This is a genomic window from Streptomyces afghaniensis (assembly GCF_044327915.1).
Taxonomy (GTDB): domain Bacteria; phylum Actinomycetota; class Actinomycetes; order Streptomycetales; family Streptomycetaceae; genus Streptomyces; species Streptomyces afghaniensis.
The window spans coordinates 326166-346921 of sequence record NZ_JBIRGJ010000001.1; the positions used below are offsets into that span (position 1 = coordinate 326166).

Sequence of the window (20756 nt, forward strand, 5' to 3'; positions counted from 1 at the left end):
CCCGGGGCTCAGCGGGCGCGCAGTTCCGCGGCCGCCGAGGCGGCGAGCTCGGTGGCCAGATGGCACAGCTCGCCGCTGGACCGCTGCCCGCCGACGTGCAGCCGCAGCATCTCGACGGCCGTCTCGGCGTCCCGGCCGCCGTACTCGCGGTAGGGGACGAAGACCGTGCACGTCCCCTCGCCGTTGCCCTCCGGTTCGACGACGGCGTCGTAGCCGCTGAGCCGGACGGTGCGGCCGTCCCGCGCGGACCTGGGCTCGTCGCGGAAGAAGGCGATCTCCGCCTCCAGGTCGTCGACGTCGCTGAACCACTCGCAGTCCCAGTCCGCGACACCACGCTCCGGCACGTCGGCCTTGATGCCGGGGACGACGGACAGCGCCTCGGCGTCGAGCAGCGCGCAGGCGCTCGTCCAGGCCAGTGAGGCGGCCGGGTAGGGCGGGGAACGGCGGGGGAGCGGGCCGCGGTTCAGGACCTCGGCCGCGCTGCGGGCGGCGGTGTCGGCGACCGCGCACAGCGCCGCGGCCCCGCCCGCCACCGTGCCGTGCCCCACGTCGACACGGACCCCCACGAACATGTCGCGGCCGGTGCTGCCCCTGCCGCGGCCACTGCCGCCGGTGCTTTCGCTGCCGCCGGCCACTTCGTCCCGGGACAGCAGCAGCCCGCACTCGCCCTTCTTCGGCGGCGCCTCCCGTACGGCGATGCCGCCGATGACCCGGACGGGGTCCGACGCCTCGGGCGGCGAGCCCCGGCGCAGCTGGACCGACACGTCGATACGGGACCTGTCGTCCGGGTGGACGAGCACGTCGCAGCGGTCGAAGTTGCCGTAGTCGACGTCGACTTCGCTCTCCCCGAACCGGCCGAGCGCGTCGGGGTCGGCCAGGGCGCACACGTCGGCGGTGCGCGGATCACCGATCAGGGCCCGCGTCCCACCGTTCGAGGGGTCCTTCGGCAGTTGCCTCCCGGCGGAGCCACGGGTGCCGTTCGCGCCGGCGCCCTGCTCGCCGCCGTCCCCCGGGAGGGCGACGAGACTCAGGACGATCGCGGCGCCGACGCCGAGGGCCGCCGTGAGCAGGGCACGGCGTCGCCGCCGGGGCCGCCCGCCGACGGGCGCGGCGGGCCGGCCGCCCGGATCCGGCGTTCCGTGTTCCGCCACGGCCGCCAGCAGCCGCCCGGCCTCGGCCGCCCCGGGGCGCTGCCCCGGGTCGCGCCGCAGCATGGCACCGAGCACGGGCTGGAGCGGGCCCACCGCATCGGCGTCCAGCTCGACGACGCCCTGCTCGGCCTTCCAGTACGTCAGACGGTCCTGGTCCTCCCCGGCGGCCCCCGCCCCGTCACCGTCCGCTCGGGGTTCCCCGCCGCGCGGCGGGGAACCGGTGACCAGGGCATGGAGGGTGGCCGCCAGGCAGAACACGTCGGAGGCGGGCCGGGGGACGTTTCCCCGGGCCAGTTCGGGGGCGGCGTAGTCCGGGGTGAAGCTGTAGGGCCCGTTGGCCGTGATGGTCTCGGTGCCGCCTGCCCGGTAGGCGGCACCGAAGTCCAGCAGCTTCGCGGCGCCGCGCCGGGTGAGGCCGACGTTGGCGGGCTTCACGTCGCAGTGGACGATGCCCGCCTCGTGCAGCGCGGCGAGCGCGTCGGCGAGCTGAGCCCCGATCCGGGCCACGCGCTCGGGGCTCATGGGGGGCTGCCGGTCGAGGCCGCCGCCGGGCACGTACTCCATGACGAACCAGTACGTCTCGCCCCCGTCCCCGGTGGTGTCCCCGCCGGGGTTCCCGCCCCCGTCCCCACCGGTGCCCCCGTCCCCACCGGTGCCCCCGTCCGACGGCACCGTCACGACGTCGAACAGGGTCACGACATGGGGATGATCACGGAACTTGGCCAGGGCGCGAGGCTCGCCCAGCAGCCGCCGCACAGCGATCTCGCGGTCGCCCTCGACCCGCTCCGGCTTCAGCGCGACGTCCTGCCCCACCACCGTGTCGTGGGCCAGCCACACGTCGCCGCCGCGCCCAGCCCCGATGACCTCCTTGAGGACATAGCGGCCGGCGAACTCGTCTCCGGGACGCACGTTGTTCTCCCCCTCGCATCGGCCCAGAACGCGCGCCGCCACCCACGCGCGCGTAGAGCGAACCTACTGCGTACAGGGGACGTTACTCACAGTCTCCCCAGAGCCTCCATCAGCCGCACGCATGCGCGTCTCCCCCCGGGGTACCCCGGCCGTGCCCCCGACCGATCCCGCACCCATCCGGCCCCGTACGAGGAGGGACGTGGACTGGCACCCGCTGCGGCTCACCACCCCCGTCAAACAGCACGTCTTCGGCGGGCGGGCCATCGCCGAGCGGCTGGGCCGCACCGGCCTGCCCGACGGCCCGGTGGCCGAGACGTGGGAGGTGAGCGACGTCGACGGCGACGCCTCGACCGTCCTGGACGGCCCCCTGGCCGGACGCACCCTCCGGCAGATCATGGCGGACCACCCCGAGGAACTGCTGGGGCCGCACGTCCGCCCCGGCCCCCGCTTCCCCCTCCTCACCAAGTTCATCGACGGCAGCCGCCCGCTCCCGGTGCACCTGCACGCCGACGACACCACCGCCCGCCGCCTGGAGGGCGAACCCCACGGCAAGACCGAGGCCTGGCACGTCCTCGACGCCGCCCCGGGAGCAACTGCCCTGGTCGGCACCCGGCCCGGCGTGGACCGCGACACCCTGCACCGGGCGCTGCTCGCCCAGGACTTCGACGCGGTCATGCGCCGCCTGCCGGTCCGTGCCGGACAGACGGTCTACGTCCCCGGCGGCACCCTGCACAGCTTCGGTCCCGGCACGCTCGTCTACGAGATCGAGCAGACCTCCGACATCCAGCAGCACGCCATGCGCACCCGCATGGAGGACGGCTCGCCCGTCCCCGAGCCGGAGTGGCACGAGAACCTCGCCCGCCTGCTCGACGAATGGCGCCCCGGGCCGACCCCCGAGTTCCAGTCCGGCGTGGACATCCGCAGGGACGGCGGAGTGGTGCGCACCCTGCTCTGCTCGGGCCCGTACTTCGCCCTGGAACGCTGGACCGCCGGCACCACCGCCCCCCTGGTGCACGCCTTTTCCACCGTGCGGATCCTCAGCAACGCCGGAGCCCCGGTGACCGTCACCTCCGGCCCCTGGACCGGCCGCCTGGACCGCGCCCGCACCCTGCTCCTCCCCGCGGCCCTGGGCGAGGTCCGCGTCCAGGGCCCCGCCGACGTACTGATCGGCTACGTCCCCGACGCCCTGTAGCGGGCCGGTGACATTCGGGACGGACCCGTAGCAGGTGTGCGGGGCAACGTACGCGGGGGGTGACGGGTCGTAGTGAGTGCAAGGGCTGAAGCCCGCGCATTCGACTACATGGGGGAAAACATGGGGAAGACCACGCACGTCCGTACCCGAGGCATCCGTACCACCGTGGCGGCGCTGGCCGCGCTGGCGGCCGTCGCCGGTGTCACCGCGGCCGCCGTCCCTGCCGCCGCCGCACCGGCATCCGACACACCCCGGTTCCTGGAGCCGGCCGAACTGCCGCCGCACCCGGCCTCGCCCTGGTACGCCGGTCCGGTCACCGCGGGTCAGCCCGACCCGCTGCCGGTGTGTGTGGGCGATGCCCTGCCGTCCATCGCCTCCCACCGCTCGTACTGGACCGAGTACGACACCAATGCCCAGCAGATCACGGTCGTGGAGCGCAGTGAACAACGGGCCAAGGACTTCGCGGCGCTGCTGCGCAAGGACATCGCCGGCTGCGCGAAGAAGCTGATGAAGCAGGACCCCGACATCACGGCGACACAGAAGAACTACGGCCGGCTGGACGTCGAGGAGGGCGCCCATGTCTACGGCCTCCACACCGCTTCGGCCTGGGGCTCCTCCGACATCGGCCTGTTCTCGGTCGGCCGCGACGGCACGACCGTGACGGTCGTCCTGTGGGGCCAGATGGGCAACTTCCAGCACGCCCAGGTGTCCGACTTCAAGGCCACCACCGTCACGGCGGTCAACAAGCTGTACTGACCGCTCAGCCGCTGCCGGTCCCCGTGCGGCCGTCGTAACCGTCGTAACCGTCGTACACGAGAAGTCCGTCGTCGCGCAGTCGTGCGCCGGGCGTCGGCGCATGGGCGCTGAGGCGCCCGTCGTGCATGAGGTGGTGAACCGGCACGCCGCGGGCGAGTACCGCGAAGTCGGCGATCAGCCGGCGGTGGCAACGCCACCAGACCGCCTCGCTGCACATCACGGCGGTCCGGCCGCGCGCGGCTTCGCGCAGCACCCGGTCCATGGCGGTGACGAAGCCGGGGGAGCGGGTGTGGGCGGCGTAGCCGCGGAAGGAGGCGTTGCGCCAGACGATGTCCGGGCTGTCCACGGGAGGGGTACGGAACCCGCCGAGAGCGGGTTCCCACCGGTAGGCGATGCCGTGGCCCGGCATCCACTCGGCGAGCCGCCGCCGCGACAGATCGGGGTCGCGGCGGCTGCCGGGAGCGATCCGCACGTCGACGACGGCCGTGACACCGGCGTGGTCCAGCAGATCGGCGATCCGGTCCCGGTCGGCGGTGCTGTGCCCGAAGGTCAGCAGGAACACGTCCACGGCGCCGGACTTTCCCGTTCTCGCGGCTCCACACCTGATGAGGAGAGCGGATCGTAGGAGTGGCGCGGCCACCTTGAGGGCTCCCGCGGGCCCAGAGCCGGACCTACGGTGGGGGACATGGACAGCGACAACCGGCTCGGCCGGTTCCTGAGTGCCCGGCGTGCCCTGGTGACCCCCGAGGAGTCGGGGCTGCCGACCGGGAGCCGGCGCCGGGTGGCGGGCCTGCGCCGGGAAGAGGTCGCGATGCTGGCGGGGGTGAGCACCGACTACTACGTCCGCCTGGAACAGGGCCGGGAACGGCACCCCTCGGCGCAGGTGGTCGACGCGCTGGCCCGGGCGCTGCGGCTGGAGGACGACGCGGTCGACCACCTGCACCGGCTGGCACGCCCCGTCGCCGCCCGCCCGCGTGGCCGTACACGGCCTGAGCCGGTGAGCCCGGTCCTGCTGCGCATGATGGAGGGCTGGCACAGCACTCCGGCGGTGGTCCTGGGCCGCTGCCTGACCGTGCTGGCCCACAACGCCCTGGGGCGTGCGCTGTTCGCCGGTCACACCCACAGCGGCGACCTGCTGCGACTGGTCTTCCTGGACCCGGACGCGCGGGACTTCTACCCGGACTGGGACCAGGTGGCCGTCAACACGGTGGCGGGGCTGCGGGCTGCGGCCGGGACAGGTCACGACGACCCCCTGCTCATCGCGACGGTCGGCGAACTGTCCTTGCGGAGCGAGGAGTTCCGCAGGCTGTGGGCCCGCCACGACATCCGCCAGAAGACCCGTGAGACCAAGCGCTTCCGGCACCCGCAGGTCGGTGAACTGACCCTGGACTACGAGTCGCTCACCGTCAACAGCGCCCCCGGCCAGCAACTCGTCGTCTACCAGGCCGCCCCGGGCAGCCCGTCCGAACAGGCACTCACCCTGCTGGGCAGTCTCGGCGCGGGCGAGCAACCCACCACCGAATCGGCTACTCAACCGACCAAGGACTTGCGTACATGAACGACAGCACACCCGTCTGGTTCATCACCGGCTGCTCCAGCGGCCTCGGCCGCGCCCTCGCCACAACCCTCCTCGAACGCGGCCACCGGGCGGCGGTCACCGCCCGCGATCCGCGCACCGTCACCGACCTGGCCGCCGATCACGGCGAGCGGGCCCTCGCCCTGGCCCTCGATGTCACGGACCCCGCTCAGGTGGCCGAAGCCGTCGAGCGGGCGGAAGCGGAGTTCGGGCGGATCGACGTCCTGGTGAACAACGCCGGCTACGGCTATCTCGCCGCCGTCGAGGAAGGAGAGGACGAGGAGATCCGGGCCTTGTTCGACACCAACGTCTTCGGGCTCGTCGAGACCACCCGGGCCGTCCTGCCGGGCATGCGCGCCCGCCGGGCCGGTCACATCGTGAACATCTCCTCCCTCGGCGGCCTGGCAGCCTTCGGCGCCACCGGTTACTACCACGCCACCAAGTTCGCGGTGGAGGGGCTGTCCGAGTCGCTCGCCGCCGAAGTCCTCCCGCTCGGCATCGGGGTGACGATCGTCGAGCCCGCCGCGTTCCGCACCGACTGGTCCGGCCCCTCCATGCGCCAGTCGGCCACCGTGATCGAGGACTACGCGGCGACCGCCGGCGCGCGGCGTGCCGCCACCCTGGCCACCTACGGCCACCAGCCGGGCGATCCGCTGCGGGCGGCCGCGGCCGTCATCGACGCCGTCGAGTCGCCCGAGCCCCCGTTGCGTCTGCTGCTGGGGAAGGCCGCGTACGACATCGCCACCGCGCGGCTGGACACGCTCCGGGCCGGCTTCGACACCTGGCGGGACGCGACCATCGGCGCCGACTACCCGGCCGCCTGAACGATGCCCAGGTGTGACGGAGGCCGTCGGGCCGGTGGCGGACACGCCCTCAGGGAGGTGCGGTGACCGCCCTGACCGGTCTGGACGCGACGGAACTGGCACGGCGTGTACGGACCCGCGAGGTGTCCTCTCGCGAGGTGGTGCAGGCCCATCTCGACCGCATCGCGGCCGTCGATCCAGACGTCCGCGGCGTGATCACCCTGCTGGCTGAAGAGGCCCTGACCGCGGCGGACCGGGCCGACTCCGCAGTGGCGCGCGGCGACGGTCTCGGTCCGTTGCACGGCGTTCCCTTCACGATCAAGGATTCGTTCGACACGGCGGGCGTGGTGACCACGCGGGGATCGCGGCTCTTCGGTCACCACGTTCCGGCCGAAGACGCGACTGCCGTGGCGCGGATGTGTGCCGCGGGCGCCATCCCGCTCGCCAAGACGAGCCTGCCGGAGTTCTCCTACTGGACGGAGACCGACAACCTTCTGGTGGGCCCCACTCGCAACCCGTGGGACCTGCGGCGGACTCCGGGCGGATCCAGCGGGGGCGAGGCCGCGGCGATCGCGGCCGGTATGTCACCGCTCGGCCTGGGCAGTGACGTGGCCATCTCGGTCCGTGGCCCGGCTCATTTCACGGGCATCGTCGCCATGAAGGCCACACACGGCCGCATCCCGTACACCGGGCACTGGCCGCCCGTACTGCGTCGCTACTGGCACGTCGGCCCCCTGGCCCGCACCGTCCGGGACATCGCGACCGCCTACCGGATCCTCGTCGGCTCCGACGGCGTCGACGGCTACGCGACCACGCCGCCGCACAGCCCTCGCGGCCCGGTCGACGACCGGCCGCGTCGCGTCGGCGTGCTGCTGTCGCCGGCGTTCGGTCCGGTCGACCCCGACGTCGCAGCCACCGTCCGGTCCGCCTCCGACGCCCTCACCGCATCGGGCCTCACCGTCGAGACGGTCCGCGTCCCCGTCCTGGAGGAGCACAACGCGACACACCTCAGTGCCACCCTCTACTCGGCCGAAATGCTCCCGTTCCTACGGCATGTGACCGAAGGGCAGGAAGACGACCTGCACCCGGTTTCGCGCGCCACCCTGCGCGCCGGAGAACCGTCACCGGACGCTGTCGCCGACGCACAGCGCATCGTCGAGCGCATGCGTGACGAGTTCGCGGCCTGCTTCAGCCGGTTCGACGCGCTGCTGTGCCCCGTGGTGACGTTCCCGGCGCCGCTGCCGGCCCGGTCCAGCCACCTCGTCGACGGGATCGAAATCCCGGCTCGGGACGTCATGCGGGCCACCGTGCCGTTCAATCTCACCGGTCTGCCGGCGCTGTCGCTCCCGTTCGGCGCGACCGCGGACGGCTTGCCGATCGGCGTCCAGCTCGTCACCACCTGGTACGCCGAGGAGCTGCTGCTCGGTCTGGCAGCACTCCTGGAGTCGGTGAGCCCCTCGAACAAGCCAAACGGGCCCCTGCCTCTGGCGCGGCCCCTCCGTGCGGTCGATGATTGAAGCATTAACTAAATCGGAGGAGGACTCGGATGAGCATCGCCCTCGTGCGCAACCCGGGCGAAGGCACCCTCTACCGCTACTACGACAGCGTCCAGGAGCAGGTCGTGTCGAACTCCGAGACGCAAGGAGTGGTCAGCGTCCTGCGTCTGACCATGCGCCAGGCGGACGCGCCGCCCCTGCACACCCACAGCCGTGAGGACGAAAGCTGGGTGGTCCTGTCCGGCCGCGTCCGTTTCTGGGTCGGCTCGGCCACACTCGACGAGTGCGACGTCCATGACGCCGAGCCGGGCGCCTACGTCTTCGGCCCGCGATCGGTTCCTCACACCTTCCAGCCGCTCACCACGACGGCGGACATGCTGGTCATCAACAACCCCGGGGCCATCGAAGGCTACTTCCGGTCGATCGGCCCCGCCGACGCGCGTCATGACACGGACCACGCCGAGATGCTGGCCCGGTACGGGGTGACACTCCTGGACGCTCCGCCGACGCGGCCACGTCCGGCGTGACCGCATCCGTCGCTCGGATGTCCGGGACTGTGTCGTCACGTGGCGAGTCCCCCTCGGTGAGGGGGCCGTTCCGCATGTGGCTCTGGAGGATTGCGCTTCTGGAATGTGTGGAAGTGGCCCCGCCGTCGCAACCGCCGACGCCTTGCCCGACCGCCCGGGCGTCACCGCACCCACTGCGCCGGTGAGCAGGGAACTCCGACGAGTTTGCGTGACGCCGCGCCTGATGCCCCATTGAGGGAAGCGCTTCGACGCGCGGACCTTCGGAACTCGATGCAGGTTTCATGCGGATCAGCCCGTTCTCTCCGGCGTCAGGTTGCGCTAGGCTCCCGCACCGTGTCGAAGCGCTTCGACGATGACGTTTACGACATGGCGGGAAGGCCTTTCGACTCAATGGAGAGTTCTATGCCGAGTTCAGCCGGTTTCACTCGCCGCCAGGTCATGACGACCTCCGCGGCCCTCGCCGTCACGGCGTTGTCCATCCCGACGGCCGCCCAGGCCGCTGCCCGGTCCACTGGGTCCGCCGCGTCGGCTTCCGCGATGGACGTAGTCGCAGACATGCAGCCCGGCTGGAATCTGGGCAACAGCTTCGAGGCCATCGGTGCCGACGAGACGGCCTGGGGCAACCCGCGGGTGACCCAGGCGTTCTTCCGCAAGCTGAAGGCGCAGGGGTTCAAAAGCATCCGGATCCCGGTGACCTGGGGCCAGCACGAGGGCCCGGCTCCGACCTTTACCCTCGACCCGGCGTTCCTGGCCAGGCTCAAGCAGGTGGTCGACTGGGCCCTGGCCGATGGCTTCTACGTTCTGATCAACATGCACGGCGACGCATGGCAGTGGGTGCCGAACATGCCGACCCAGCATGACGCGGTCCTGGCCCAGTACACGGCCACCTGGCAGCAGATCGCGGCCACCTTCCGGGACGCATCGCGCCGACTGCTTTTCGAGAGCATCAACGAGCCCTTCTTCAACGGCAGTTCCGGCGACGAGCAGAACGCCGTACTGATGAACGAGCTCAACACGACCTTCCACTCCGTCGTGCGCGCGACCGGCGGAGGCAATACCGACCGGCTGCTCGTCATGCCGACCCTCGGGGACACACCGGACAAGCCCAAGATCGACACGCTGCTCGCCACCTTCGCCGCACTCGACGACCCGAACCTCGTGGCCTCGGTCCACTACTACAGCTTCTGGCCCTTCAGCGTGAACCTCGCCGGCTACACGACCTTCAACGCGGCCACCCAGCAGGATCTGACCGACACGTTCGACCTGCTGCACAGGTCCTTCGTCGCCAAGGGGATCCCGGTCGTCGTCGGTGAGTACGGGCTGCTCGGCTGGGACTCCGGCCCCGGCACGGTCGAACAGGGTGAGACGCTCAAGTACCTCGAGTATCTCGGCTACTACGCGCGCTACCGCGGCTTGACCACGATGCTGTGGGACAACGGCAGTCGCTTCAACCGCCGCACCATGCAATGGAACGACCCGAGCCTCTATGCGCAGATACGGTCGAGCTGGACCGGGCGCTCCGGCACCGCGTCCACCGATCAGCTCTTCGTGCCCAAGGGCAAGACCCCGACGGACGCGACGATCACGCTGAACCTCAACGGCACCAGGCTGATGAGGATCGTCGTCGGCACCCGCCCCCTGATCCGGGGCGTGGACTACACCGTCAGCGGCAACACGCTGACGATCGCGGCGGCGACGCTCAGTCGGCTGACCGCCTCGCAGGAGCACGGCACGAATGCCGTCCTGTCCCTCCGGTTCACGGACGGAATTCCCTGGGCCGTCAACGTCATCACCTATGACAAGCCGGTGCTGACGAGCGCGAGAGGTACGACGGCCTCGCTGGTGATACCCACCGCGTTCAACGGAGACAAGCTGGCGACCATGGAAGCCGTCTACGCCGACGGGACCGCCGCCGGTCCGCAGTCCTGGACGACATACAAGCAGTTCAACGTGGCCTTCGTGCCGGACTACACCGCAGGCACGATCACCTTGCCGACCGCTTTCTTCAACGAAGTCACCGACAACACCACCGTGACCCTCACCTTCCACTTCTGGAGCGGGGCGATCTTGACGTACACGCTGACCAGGTCCGGCACCGCGGTCACGGGCACCTCTGCCTGAAAACGGGTCTGTCAGGAATTATCGCCGCTTCCCGTCAGCCCGGGACCACCGGCAGGACGATGCGGGAGGGCCGGGCGGGGTCGTGGAAGACCTGCTGGCGGGCGACTCGGGCCTTGGTCGCGCTCGCCTCGGGTTCGCCCGTGTTGAGGTTGCGGTCCCAGCGCGGGAAGTTGCTGGAGGTGACCTGGACCCGTATGCGATGCCCGGCACGGAAGACGATGCTGGTCGACCACAGGTCCACGACGTGCTCGGCCGCTTCGCCCGGCGTCCCTTCCCGTACCCGCACGATGCCGTCGGTGACATTGCGGGACACGCCGTGCTCGTCGACGTCGCACAGGCGGGCCACCCAGTCGGTCGAGGGGCCGTCCGTGGCGGCGAAGAGCACCGCCCGGATCCGGCCGGTCACCTCGACGTCCTCGGTGAGCGGTTCGGTGGTGAAGACGAGGACGTCCTCGCGCGCCTCCACCGCCGTCTGGTCGAGCGGCCCGGGACGGAAGTCGTCGGTCAGCAACAGGGCTCCGCCGACCGTGGGCACCGGGTCCATCGGGTCGTAGGTGAACTCCTCGGGCTGCTCGGCGACAGGCGGCGGCTCCAGTGTCAGGCGTCCGTCCGCGCGCAGGTGGAAGTCCGTGTCCACGGCCCGTGACAGGGGCCATTCCGTCTCCTCGCGCCACTGGTTGACGCCCATGACGAACAGCAGCACCTTGCCCGTGTCCGGCTCCAGCGCCTCACCGTCGCCGATCGTGCGCTGGAACCAGTCGAGCTGAAGGCCGTTCAGGGGGCCGCGCATGCCCATGAAGGCGGAGTTCGCGCCGAACCCGAAGTTGACGTCGCCGATGACATGCTGCTGGTTGGCGTGACTCCACGGCCCCATGACCAGCGTGGCGGACCGGCCCGTGCGGCGCATGGCGGTGAAGTTGTCGAGCGTGCCCTGAGTGAAGATGTCGTACCAGCCGCCGACCTGGAAGCTGGGCAGGTCCACCTCGTCGTGCCGGCCCTCGACCCGGCAGGCCCGCGCCCACTCGGGCTCCCGCCGGGACCGCTCATAGCCCAGCTCGGGAAGATCGTGCCGGACGAACGCGGGGAAGTGCCCGGCGGGCAGTTCGCCGTAGCCGCCGTCGGCCAGGCCGTCGAGATCCTGCACGAGCCTGCCGAGACTGCCGACGAGCGTGGCGGGGTCGGTGCCGTGCCGGCGCATCAGCGCGTCGGCACCCATCATCAGGGTCCACGGCGCGGTGATACCGAGCTCGATCGCGCCGCCGCGCGTCCACAGTCCGTCGTCCGGATCGGACCACGTGACCATCGGTGCGATCGCCTTCAGCTCCGGCGGCTTGGCCAGCGCCGCCATCCACTGCGTGTTGCCGAAATAGCTGGCGCCGATCATGCCGACGGAGCCGTTCGCGCCGGGCAGGGCGGCAGCCCACCGTACGGTGTCGTAGCCGTCGTCCTCCTCGTGCGTCCACGGCTCCCACTCGCCCTCGGAGGCGAACCGGCCGCGGGTGTCCTGGAGCACCACCATGAAGCCACGCCGAGCCGCCGCCAGGGGATCGAGGACGGCGATCGCCAGGGCCATCTGCTTGCCGTACGGCAGCCTGCTCAGCAGGACCGGCCACGGTCCGCTGCCGCCGGGCCGGTAGACATCCGCGCGCAGCACCGTGCCGTCACGCATCTTCGCGGGTACGTCGACCTCGACCTGGATCTCCGTCATGTGCTGCTCCTTTGCCTGCCACGACGCCCTGTCGAGCACATGGTTGACCCAATCGCCCCCCGCGCGTCACCCCCGATCGGGGGTGACCACGGCGGGCAGCAGCTGCTTGTTGGCCTCCCGGTCCGAGGGCCGGGACCAGTCCTTCTCCCCGTAGACGAGGTGGAGCCAGTCCTGTCCTACTCGGCCAGCTGGGCGTACAGCCCGGCCAGGTCGCCGGCCAGGCCCGCCTTGACCTGGCGCGAGATGTCGTCGGCGAGCACCTCGTACGCTCCCGTCTCGACCCCGTCGAGGGCGAGTGCGGCGACGTCACGAGGGCTGGACTTGGGCGCGTCGACGCCCGCCGCCAGGTCCGTGTCGACGTATCCGACGTGGAGTCCGGTGACGGCGATGCCGCGCGGCTGAAGCTCCAGGCGCAGGGAGTTGGACTGCGACCACAGGGCGGCCTTGGAAGCGCTGTAGGAGCCGCCGAGGGCCAGCCAGGAGAGCACGGAGTGGACGTTGAGGATGTGGCCGCCGCCGTTGCGCTCGATGATCGGTACGAAGGCGCGGGTGAGCAGCAGGGGACCGTAGAAGTTGGTCTCGAACTCCTTGCGTACGTCGTCGACCGGGGAGTCGAGGAACGAGGCGCCGACCGCGGCGCCCGCGTTGTTGATCAGCACCGTGACATCCTGCGCTTGTGCGGCGGCCGCCGCCACGGAAGCCGGGTCGGTGACCTCCAGCGCCACCGGGACCGCGTCGGGATGCGTCACGGTGTGCGGGTCGCGGGCCGTGGCATAGACCTTGGCGGCACCGCGTGCGTACAGCTCTTCCACCAGCGCCTTGCCGATGCCCCGGCTGCCGCCGGTGACGAAAACGTTGGCGCCCTTCAAAGCGGTCATGACTGCCTCCACGAGAATCGGAAACCGAACGGTTTCCAGCACGGTAAACCGTCCGGTTTCCGGATGCAAGCTCGTCGAACGAACCAGTCGCGTGGGGCCGAGTTCAGGGTGTCGTTCCGTATCCGTGAATTCCCGGGATGATGAGCTTTCCGCCTGTCTGTCCGGCCTGGTCGATGTCGGCGTCGTCGAGGCTGAGTTGGAGCTTGAGGCCGAGTTTCCCGGCCGTGTCGTAGAGCCACTCCGGAACGGTGTCGGGGGTGAGGTGGAGGCGGAGGACGGGAGGCAGGGGAATCCCTTCGGCGCCGGAGAGGGTGCCCGTCAGGCTCTCGACGTACATGGTGATGCGGTCGCCTCGCAGCGTGGACGTCGAGCCGGGCCCTCCGTCGATGTGCTGGATCTGCGGGCCGACGGGCACGGCCATCCTCAGGTCGCGGATCGTGACACCGGCCGCGGAGAACTTGAGCACCCGCTTGGGTCCGGCGGCCGTGTCCACGGTCACCACACCGCCGAAGACGACGTCGCGCAGTTCGAGGCGGCTCCCCTTCATGTTCCACGACTCGGCGGCGAATCGACCGGCGCTCTTGTCCTCGGGGGCCGCGAGATCGCTGATGTCGCAGGTGCGGTCGGTTCCGCGGCGTGCCTCCGAGGACTGTGGTCGGGGTGATGGGTCGGTGGTCTGTTGGCTGGGGGAGGGGGATTCGCGGGGAGCGGCCGGTGGCAGGTACGAGTGTTCCGTGCCCCTTGGCGTCGCAGCGGCCGAGCCCGGCGAGGGGCTCGCGTCGGGTGCCGGGTTCTGCTGGTCGGTGCCGCCGCGGAGGAGGGGGCCGAGGAGACCCGTAAGGCCGGTGGGGGCAGGGGCCGCGCTCGGAGTGGCGGAGTGTGTGCTTGGCGGTACGGCCGGAGCCGGGGCGGGGCCTGTCTCCTCGTCAGCCGTGTGCTCCGACGGTTTGATGGACTCGTCGCTCGTGGGGGCGCTGGGCGTGCCGGGAGCAGCGGACGGCGTCGGAGCCTCGGCGGGGGCTGACGGGTCGCCGGAACGGGCGCAGTCGACCCCGCTGTCGGCCGCCTCTTCCGGAACGGAATGCGCCGCCGTGGCACTTGAGTCGACGGTGGGCGGACGCTGACTGCCCAGGACGAGAGCGGTCGGCAGCGCGGTCAGCGCGAGAGCCTTCCCGAGCGGCAGGCGCAAGCGGGTCAGTGCGGACGTACGAGGGACGGCGTGTCGGCCCCTCGACGGCCGGACGAAACGGGCTTGCTCGGTCTCGCCGCCGATGTCGGACGACGGTTCAGCCATTCCCCGGCTCTCCCTCCGGGCCGACGGTGCCGTCGGGTAGGTCCGCATCCACCGGGGCCCACGCCAGAGCGAGGAGTCCGCCCGTGGCCGCGAACAGGGTGCCGACGAAGAATCCGCCGAAGTTGGAGATGGGAAGGGCCAGCACACCGAGGAAGACGGCGACGCATCCCGCGAAGAACCTGATGACCGGCTGGAACCAGAGGAGCCCGCCGAGGACGATCAGCGTCAGCCCGATGATCAGGGAGCCCGCCCCCGCGGTGGTGGACATCGCCACGGACAGGGCGCCCAGGGAGAGGTTGAAGTACGGGAAGTAGATGATCGGCGCGGCGGCGAGGAGCACCAGCAGTCCTGCCCAGAAGGGTCGGGTGCGCCGCCAGGCCCGGAAGGCCCGGCGAGCGCTGTCGAAGCCGCTGTCGCTGTGGGGGTGCGCGGGTGCGCCGGCACTCGTCATGGGGAAGCTCCCAGGTCGTGGCGGGGTGGGGGAGGGGCGGGAGCGAGGGTCAGAAGCAGTCGTGGCGGCCGGCCGCGATGTTCATGTGCAGGCCCGCCAGTTCGAACGTCCCGGCAGAGGTGGCCCAGACCCTCTGGTGGGCGTCGATGATCTCGATCGAGTCCGCCTGCTGGGCGTAATCATCGGGATCGACGTGGTCCTTGGGGTTGACCCGGCCCTTCGTGATCGAGCCGGTGGCGACGCCGATGTCGACGTTGTTGAAAGTGCCGGACTTGGCCTGGAGATCGGTCATGTCGATGTACAGGTCCTTGGCCTTGACCGCCGTACCCGACCCGCCGGCCTTGAGCGTCATCGTGTAGGTCCCGAGCGCGGGAATGTCCACCGGCACGGACTGGCACATGTCGGTGATCTTCGCGTTCTCGAGGGCCGAGACGGACACGGGGATGCGCTTGCCGTTCTTGGCGACGTCCACCGTGGCGTAGTTGGCGAATCCGCTGCCGCTCAGGGAGCCGGCCGAGACCTTGAAGTCGGAACCGGAGATGCTGAACGAAGCGGCCAGCGCGCCCTGGGCCATCGAGACGGCGACCGCCGCGGTGGCGGCCACCGTCGGCACCGCGCCCACGGCGAAACGCTTCCAGTGGGTTTTGCCGATGCGCTGGGACATGCGGGGTCCTCCGTTGTCGAGGCGTACGAGGTGAGAGGCCGGGTGCGGAAGAGGGCACACCGGGCTGAGCTCGATAGCTCCACTATCGAGTGCCTGATAGTGGCACTATCGGGCTCGGTGGGGCAACCCCCGGTAACGCGATACTGGAGGGGCAGTCGAGCGTGAGGGAGCGCATGAGGATTTCAGAGCTCAGCCGACGGTCCGGGGTGCCGGTGGCGACCATCAAGTACTACCGACGGGAGGGGCTGCTCCCCGAGGGACGTGCGCTGAACCCGACCACCGTCGAGTACGACGAGGAGCACATCCAGCGGCTCCGTCTGATCCGTTCCCTCATCCAGCTCGGCGGGCTGTCCGTCGCCCGCACCCGTGAGGTGCTCGAAGCCGTCGACCGTCCGCTGGACGCGTTCGAGACCCTGGGCGTCGTCCACCACGCCCTGCCCGTTCCTTCCGCGGAGACGAACGACGAGAAGGACCAGGGACTGGAGGGCGCCGCCGACGAAGAGGCCTCCTGCGGAGCCACCGCGAGGGTCGAGGCTCTCATCGAGAACATGGGCTGGCAGATCTCCGACTCCTCACCGCACCGCCCGGCACTCGCCGAGAGTCTCGCGGCGCTGAGCCGCCTCGGTACCGACTACACGGCCGAGGACCTCATCCCCTACGCACGGCTCGCCACCTCCACCGCGGACCTGGACTTCGCGCAGTTCGAAGGGATCGAGGACCGCATCGCCCTCGCCGAGCGGGCGGTGGTCCTCACGGTGCTCTTCGAGCCGGTCGTCAGGCTGCTGCGGCGCCTGGCCCAGGAGGACGCGAACCATCGGCGCCATGATCGCCGTGCGTGCGGGCGGGGGGAACAGTCGGCGGGGTAACGCCCTGGGGAGGAATTGAGGAGCGCCGTACTTCCGCCTGCAAGGCGGCACTCCTGCCCGTGGCGGACGACGACCGTTCGCCCCGGGAGCGGGTCCTGCATGTCTTCGGGCAGGTGGAATCACAGTCGGGCGCGCCCGAGTTCTACGGCTGCCCCTTCCTGGCCGCGCAGATCGAGCTCAAGGACCAGAGCCCACCCGCGCGGGCATCGGCGCGGACACGCTGACGGGGCTCATCGCGCTCACGGTGGTCACCCTGCTCGACGCGGCGTGCGTGCGCTGACGGACAGCCCCTCCGGACCGCTGCCCCACCGCCCGGCGTTGGGATCCTCATCCAGCCGTCCCGGACGAGTTCGCCGGTCAGGTCATCGCCCTGCGCTTCGGCGGCCGCCGCGACGGCATATCCCTGCATCTGCATCAGGAGCGTTTCGGGACTCGTCGAGATCAGCTGCTCGTAAGCCTTCGTCATGGCCTGAAGAGCCCGCTCTCCGTCTTCCGCCCCGTCGGCCGCCCCCTCGAAAGCCAGGCGGGTGTCTTCCATGCTCCGGGTCAGAGCGGCGACGAAGATCGCCTTCTTGTCCGGGAAGAGCCGGAAGAGGTACGGCTGCGTGACGCCGACCCGCCTGGCGATCGCCGCTGTGGTGGTGCCGTGGTAGCCGGCGATCGCGAACTCGGCGATCGCCGCGCGGATGACGCTCTCGCGCCTCTCCCGCGGACTGATCCTGCCCATCCCGTCCTTCTCCTTGCTGGAACTTGCAAGCGGAAACCGATCGGTTTACAGTGACGGAAACCGATCGGTTTTTCAAGGAGTGCGGGGAGTCATGATGACGACAGATCGGCCGGTGGCACTCGTGACGGGTGCGTCATCCGGCATCGGGAGGGAAACCGCGCTCGCGCTGGTCGCAGCGGGTTTCGACGTGGTCGGCACAAGCCGCGACACCTCACGCGTCACCCCGCTCGACGGTGTGACGTTCCTCGGCCTCGACGTGGCCGTCGACGCCTCGGTCGCCGCGGCGGTCCAGGAGGTGAGCGAGCGGTTCGGGCGGATCGACGTCCTGGTCAACAACGCCGGTGTCGGCTCGACGGGTGCGGCGGAGGAGACCTCCGTCGCGCAGGCTCAGGGCGTCTTCGACACCAACGTCTTCGGGGTCATGCGCATGGTGACGGAGGTCCTTCCGCACATGCGCGCCCAGAAACGCGGCCGCATCATCAACATCTCGTCCGTACTCGGATTCATGCCCCAGCCGTACATGGCCGTCTACGCCGCCTCCAAGCACGCGATCGAGGGCTACTCCGAGTCCCTGGACCACGAGGTCCGGGAGTACGGCATCCGGTCGCTGCTCGTCGAACCCGCCTACACCAGGACCGGATTCGAGGCCAACAGCGCGAAGCCCGACACACCCCTGCACGCCTACGCGAAGCAGCGGCAGACCGTCGACCGCGTGCTGGCGGAGGCGATCAGGGGCGGCGACGCACCCGCCATCGTCGCCAAGGCGATCGTCGCGGCGGCGACCGACGCCAGGCCGAAGCTGCGCTACACCGCCGGCCCCACGGCCGGACGCGTGAGCACGCTGCGCCGTCTCGTCCCCGCCCGGGCCTTCGACAAGCAGATCCGCAAGATCAACCGCCTGGCCGGCTGACGCGCAGGCTCACGCGGAGGCGGCCACCCGGCACGACGGTCGCCGCCCACCGACCCACCCTTACGGCCAACTGCCCCACCCCAACCAGACAGAGGACACCTCGATGTCAGAGCGCAATCCCATCCTGATCACCGGTGCCGCCGGCGAAATCGGTGGTGTGAGCCGGACGATGGTCGACATGCTGCTCGAACAAGGGCACCCCGTGCGCGCGTTCGTGCGACAGGACGACGAACGCGCCCACTCGCTCCGCCAGGCCGGGGCGGAGGTCTTCGTCGGCGACCTGCTCACCATCGCCGACGTGACCGCCGCGCTGAAGGGCGTCCGGCGCATCTACTTCAGCATGAGCCTGTCGCCGTACTACACCGACGCCGTCAGCCTGATGGCCGCGGCGGCGCGGGCGCAGGGCGACATCGAGGTGTTCGTCAACATCTCCGAGTACGAGCAGTCGTTCATGACGTTCGACAAGATGACCGCACCGGAGGAAGAGCGGCGCGCGCGGCTCGGCGGACTCGTCGCCAACTGGTCGCCGCAGCAGCGCGCCCACTGGGTCGCCGAGCAGGTGCTGGAGTGGTCCGGCGTCCCGACCGTCAACATCCAGGCGGCCTTCTTCGTCGAGAACCCCATCATGACCTGGCTGGCCCTGGGCTCACTGGCCGACGGTGAACTGCGCCTGCCCTTCGGCGACCACCGGCTCGCACCCATCGCCGGTTACGACGTCGCGGAACTGTGCGCGAAGATCCTGGCCGACCCCGCGCCGCACATCTCCAAGTCCTACGCGCTCACGGGCCCGGAGCTGAAGGACATGCACGGGATCGCGGAGGACTTCGCGGCCGTGCTGGGACGCCCGGTCACGTACGTTCCCGAAGACATCGAAACCTGGAACAAGACCTACGTGGACACCAACATGTCCGCGTACCCGCACATCGCGGAGCACCTGAAGACCCTGACCCGGATCATCGGCCGCGGAGGATACGGCGGCATCACCGACGAACTGGGAATCCTGCTCGGACGCCCGCCGAAGACCGTGCGGTGGGCTCTGGAGAACCACCCGCGCATCCGGAAGCTTGCAGCTGCCTGAGCCGCCGGGCGGTCCGGAGCGCACGGGTTTCGGCGGCATCCGCACATCAGATGTCCCGGAAGATCTCGATCTGCGCCCCGATCGAGTTCAGCCGCTCCGCCAGGTCCTCGTAACCCCGGTTGATGACATACACGTTGCGCAGCACCGACGTGCCCTCGGCCGCCATCATCGCCAGCAGGACGACCACCGCGGGGCGCAGGGCCGGCGGGCACATCATCTCGGCGGCGCGCCAGCGGGTCGGGCCCTCGACCAGGACGCGGTGCGGGTCGAGGAGCTGGAGGCGGCCGCCGAGGCGGTTCAGGTCCGTCAGGTAGATGGCGCGGTTGTCGTAGACCCAGTCGTGGATGAGGGTCTTGCCCTGGGCGACCGCCGCGATGGCCGCGAAGAACGGCACGTTGTCGATGTTCAGGCCGGGGAACGGCATCGGGTGGATCTTGTCGATCGGCGCCTCCAGTTTGGAGGGCCGGACGGTGAGGTCCACCAGCCGGGTGCGGCCGTTGTCGGCGAAGTACTCGGGCGTGCGGTCGTGGTCGAGGCCCATCTCCTCCAGGACCGCCAGCTCGATCTCCAGGAACTCGATCGGAACCCGGCGCACCGTCAGCTCCGACTCGGTGACCACGGCCGCCGCGACGAGGCTCATCGCCTCGACCGGGTCCTCGGAGGGGGAGTAGTCCACGTCGACGTCGATGGTCGGCACGCCGTGCACGGTGAGCGTGGTGGTGCCGATGCCGTCGACCTTGACGCCGAGGGCCTCCAGGAAGAAGCACAGGTCCTGGACCATGTAGTTGGAGGACGCGTTGCGGATGACGGTGATGCCGTCGTGCCGGGCGGCGGCGAGCAGCGCGTTCTCGGTCACCGTGTCGCCGCGCTCGGTCAGCACGATCGGACGGTCGGGGCGGACCGAGCGGTCGACCATCGCGTGGTACTGGCCCTCGGTGGCGGCGATGTCGAGACCGAACCGGCGCAGCGCGATCATGTGCGGCTCGACCGTGCGCGTACCGAGGTCGCAGCCGCCGGCGTAGGGCAGCTTGAAGTGGTCCATGCGGTGCAGCAGCGGACCGAGGAACATGATGATCGAGCGGGTGCGGCGGGCCGCGTCCGCGTCGATGGCCGCCAGGTCCAGCTCGGCCGACGGCACGATCTCCAGGTCGACACCGTCGTTGATCCACCGGGTGCGGACACCGATCGAGCCCAGCACCTCCAGGAGGCGGTACACCTCCTCGATGCGGGCGACGCGGCGCAGCACCGTGCGCCCCTGGTTGAGCAGTGAGGCGCACAGCAGCGCCACGCACGCGTTCTTGCTCGTCTTCACGTCGATGGCGCCGGACAGCCGGCGGCCGCCGACCACCCGCAGGTGCATCGGACCGGCGTAGCCGAGCGACACGATCTCGCTGTCGAGGGCCTCCCCGATGCGCGCGATCATCTCAAGGCTGATGTTCTGGTTGCCGCGCTCGATCCGGTTCACGGCGCTCTGGCTGGTTCCGAGCGCCTCCGCCAGCTGCGACTGGGTCCAGCCCCGGTGCTGCCGGGCGTCACGGATGAGCTTGCCGATGCGTACGAGGTAGTCGTCTGCCATGCGGTTGAGGTTATCTCAGATATGAGATGGCACCCGGCCGGGGGGTCCATTCGGGTGACAGGAAGTCAATCCT

The 20756-nt window shown here is 70.4% G+C and carries 19 protein-coding genes; 10 read left to right on the plus strand and 9 right to left on the minus strand.

All coding sequences use genetic code 11. The annotated features are described in order from the left end of the window. Positions 1-8: 8 nt before the first annotated feature. Positions 9-2060 carry a serine/threonine-protein kinase gene (locus ACH4G3_RS01385; protein WP_397622517.1) on the minus strand — a complete coding sequence of 684 codons (2052 nt, stop codon included), beginning with the start codon at positions 2058-2060 and terminating at the stop codon, positions 9-11. A 199-nt stretch (positions 2061-2259) separates the two neighbouring features. On the opposite strand from ACH4G3_RS01385, the gene ACH4G3_RS01390 reads away from it, so the two are divergent. Both ACH4G3_RS01390 and ACH4G3_RS01395 read left to right on the plus strand, forming a co-directional pair. Continuing rightward, positions 2260-3252, plus strand: a complete 993-nt coding sequence (locus ACH4G3_RS01390) for a type I phosphomannose isomerase catalytic subunit (RefSeq protein WP_397622518.1) — start codon at positions 2260-2262, stop codon at positions 3250-3252. A 120-nt stretch (positions 3253-3372) separates the two neighbouring features. Beyond that, positions 3373-4008 (plus strand): hypothetical protein, encoded by a 636-nt coding sequence (locus tag ACH4G3_RS01395; protein WP_397622519.1) that lies wholly within the window; start codon positions 3373-3375, stop codon positions 4006-4008. Positions 4009-4012: 4 nt separating this feature from the next. Here the strand turns inward: ACH4G3_RS01395 and ACH4G3_RS01400 are convergent, their stop codons facing one another. Next, positions 4013-4576, minus strand: coding sequence for a DUF488 domain-containing protein (locus ACH4G3_RS01400; protein ID WP_397622520.1), 564 nt, complete (start codon positions 4574-4576; stop codon positions 4013-4015). Positions 4577-4693: 117 nt separating this feature from the next. Here ACH4G3_RS01400 and ACH4G3_RS01405 point away from each other — a divergent pair, with 117 nt between their 5' ends. The 5 genes from ACH4G3_RS01405 to ACH4G3_RS01425 all read left to right on the plus strand — a co-directional run bounded on the left by ACH4G3_RS01405 (position 4694) and on the right by ACH4G3_RS01425 (position 10531). After that, positions 4694-5566: a helix-turn-helix transcriptional regulator gene (locus tag ACH4G3_RS01405; protein WP_397622521.1), complete on the plus strand. Its 873-nt coding sequence runs from the start codon at positions 4694-4696 to the stop codon at positions 5564-5566. After that, positions 5563-6408, plus strand: coding sequence for an oxidoreductase (locus ACH4G3_RS01410; RefSeq protein WP_397622522.1), 846 nt, complete (start codon positions 5563-5565; stop codon positions 6406-6408). Before ACH4G3_RS01405 ends, ACH4G3_RS01410 begins: the two co-directional genes overlap by 4 nt. Before the next feature lie 62 nt (positions 6409-6470). Beyond that, positions 6471-7904, plus strand: coding sequence for an amidase (locus ACH4G3_RS01415; RefSeq protein ID WP_397622523.1), 1434 nt, complete (start codon positions 6471-6473; stop codon positions 7902-7904). Between the two features lie 29 nt (positions 7905-7933). Then, positions 7934-8410, plus strand: a complete 477-nt coding sequence (locus ACH4G3_RS01420) for a cupin domain-containing protein (RefSeq protein WP_397622524.1) — start codon at positions 7934-7936, stop codon at positions 8408-8410. A 333-nt stretch (positions 8411-8743) separates the two neighbouring features. Further along, positions 8744-10531, plus strand: a complete 1788-nt coding sequence (locus ACH4G3_RS01425) for a cellulase family glycosylhydrolase (protein ID WP_397622525.1) — start codon at positions 8744-8746, stop codon at positions 10529-10531. 34 nt (positions 10532-10565) lie between these two features. On the opposite strand, the gene ACH4G3_RS01430 is transcribed toward ACH4G3_RS01425, so the two are convergent. From ACH4G3_RS01430 to ACH4G3_RS01450, 5 genes are all read right to left on the minus strand, one after another. Beyond that, complete coding sequence (locus tag ACH4G3_RS01430) at positions 10566-12239, minus strand: CocE/NonD family hydrolase (RefSeq protein ID WP_397622526.1); 1674 nt, start codon at positions 12237-12239, stop codon at positions 10566-10568. 176 nt (positions 12240-12415) lie between these two features. Continuing rightward, positions 12416-13117, minus strand: a complete 702-nt coding sequence (locus tag ACH4G3_RS01435) for an SDR family oxidoreductase (protein ID WP_397622527.1) — start codon at positions 13115-13117, stop codon at positions 12416-12418. A 103-nt stretch (positions 13118-13220) separates the two neighbouring features. Beyond that, entirely contained in the window at positions 13221-14411 is a 1191-nt protein-coding gene (locus ACH4G3_RS01440; protein ID WP_397622528.1) for a hypothetical protein, read from the minus strand. After that, positions 14404-14862 (minus strand): DUF6114 domain-containing protein, encoded by a 459-nt coding sequence (locus ACH4G3_RS01445; RefSeq protein WP_397622529.1) that lies wholly within the window; start codon positions 14860-14862, stop codon positions 14404-14406. Before ACH4G3_RS01445 ends, ACH4G3_RS01440 begins: the two co-directional genes overlap by 8 nt. Before the next feature lie 49 nt (positions 14863-14911). After that, a complete protein-coding gene (locus tag ACH4G3_RS01450) occupies positions 14912-15526 on the minus strand; it encodes a DUF6230 family protein (RefSeq protein WP_397622530.1) in 615 nt (204 codons plus the stop codon). 173 nt (positions 15527-15699) lie between these two features. Between ACH4G3_RS01450 and ACH4G3_RS01455 the strand changes: the two genes are divergently transcribed. Further along, positions 15700-16392, plus strand: coding sequence for a MerR family transcriptional regulator (locus ACH4G3_RS01455; RefSeq protein ID WP_397622531.1), 693 nt, complete (start codon positions 15700-15702; stop codon positions 16390-16392). Between the two features lie 142 nt (positions 16393-16534). Here ACH4G3_RS01455 and ACH4G3_RS01460 read toward each other — a convergent pair whose 3' ends face one another. Then, positions 16535-17119, minus strand: a complete 585-nt coding sequence (locus tag ACH4G3_RS01460; RefSeq protein ID WP_397622532.1) for a TetR/AcrR family transcriptional regulator — start codon at positions 17117-17119, stop codon at positions 16535-16537. A gap of 94 nt (positions 17120-17213) precedes the next feature. Between ACH4G3_RS01460 and ACH4G3_RS01465 the strand changes: the two genes are divergently transcribed. Then, positions 17214-18029 (plus strand): oxidoreductase, encoded by an 816-nt coding sequence (locus ACH4G3_RS01465; RefSeq protein WP_397623351.1) that lies wholly within the window; start codon positions 17214-17216, stop codon positions 18027-18029. Positions 18030-18132: 103 nt separating this feature from the next. Beyond that, positions 18133-19107, plus strand: a complete 975-nt coding sequence (locus ACH4G3_RS01470) for an NmrA family NAD(P)-binding protein (RefSeq protein WP_397622533.1) — start codon at positions 18133-18135, stop codon at positions 19105-19107. Positions 19108-19153: 46 nt separating this feature from the next. Here ACH4G3_RS01470 and ACH4G3_RS01475 read toward each other — a convergent pair whose 3' ends face one another. After that, on the minus strand, positions 19154-20683 hold the full coding sequence (locus tag ACH4G3_RS01475) for a helix-turn-helix domain-containing protein (RefSeq protein WP_020271318.1): 1530 nt from the start codon (positions 20681-20683) through the stop codon (positions 19154-19156). Positions 20684-20756: the final 73 nt, after the last annotated feature.

Coding starts and splice junctions, on each gene's coding strand:
- ACH4G3_RS01395 (WP_397622519.1), top strand. CDS start 3,373: ATGGGGAAGACCACGCACGTCCGTACCCGAGGCATCCGTACCACCGTG.
- ACH4G3_RS01405 (WP_397622521.1), top strand. CDS start 4,694: ATGGACAGCGACAACCGGCTCGGCCGGTTCCTGAGTGCCCGGCGTGCC.
- ACH4G3_RS01410 (WP_397622522.1), top strand. CDS start 5,563: ATGAACGACAGCACACCCGTCTGGTTCATCACCGGCTGCTCCAGCGGC.
- ACH4G3_RS01420 (WP_397622524.1), top strand. CDS start 7,934: ATGAGCATCGCCCTCGTGCGCAACCCGGGCGAAGGCACCCTCTACCGC.
- ACH4G3_RS01430 (WP_397622526.1), bottom strand. CDS start 12,239: ATGACGGAGATCCAGGTCGAGGTCGACGTACCCGCGAAGATGCGTGAC.
- ACH4G3_RS01435 (WP_397622527.1), bottom strand. CDS start 13,117: ATGACCGCTTTGAAGGGCGCCAACGTTTTCGTCACCGGCGGCAGCCGG.
- ACH4G3_RS01440 (WP_397622528.1), bottom strand. CDS start 14,411: ATGGCTGAACCGTCGTCCGACATCGGCGGCGAGACCGAGCAAGCCCGT.
- ACH4G3_RS01445 (WP_397622529.1), bottom strand. CDS start 14,862: ATGACGAGTGCCGGCGCACCCGCGCACCCCCACAGCGACAGCGGCTTC.
- ACH4G3_RS01450 (WP_397622530.1), bottom strand. CDS start 15,526: ATGTCCCAGCGCATCGGCAAAACCCACTGGAAGCGTTTCGCCGTGGGC.
- ACH4G3_RS01455 (WP_397622531.1), top strand. CDS start 15,700: ATGAGGATTTCAGAGCTCAGCCGACGGTCCGGGGTGCCGGTGGCGACC.
- ACH4G3_RS01460 (WP_397622532.1), bottom strand. CDS start 17,119: ATGGGCAGGATCAGTCCGCGGGAGAGGCGCGAGAGCGTCATCCGCGCG.
- ACH4G3_RS01465 (WP_397623351.1), top strand. CDS start 17,214: ATGACGACAGATCGGCCGGTGGCACTCGTGACGGGTGCGTCATCCGGC.
- ACH4G3_RS01470 (WP_397622533.1), top strand. CDS start 18,133: ATGTCAGAGCGCAATCCCATCCTGATCACCGGTGCCGCCGGCGAAATC.
- ACH4G3_RS01475 (WP_020271318.1), bottom strand. CDS start 20,683: ATGGCAGACGACTACCTCGTACGCATCGGCAAGCTCATCCGTGACGCC.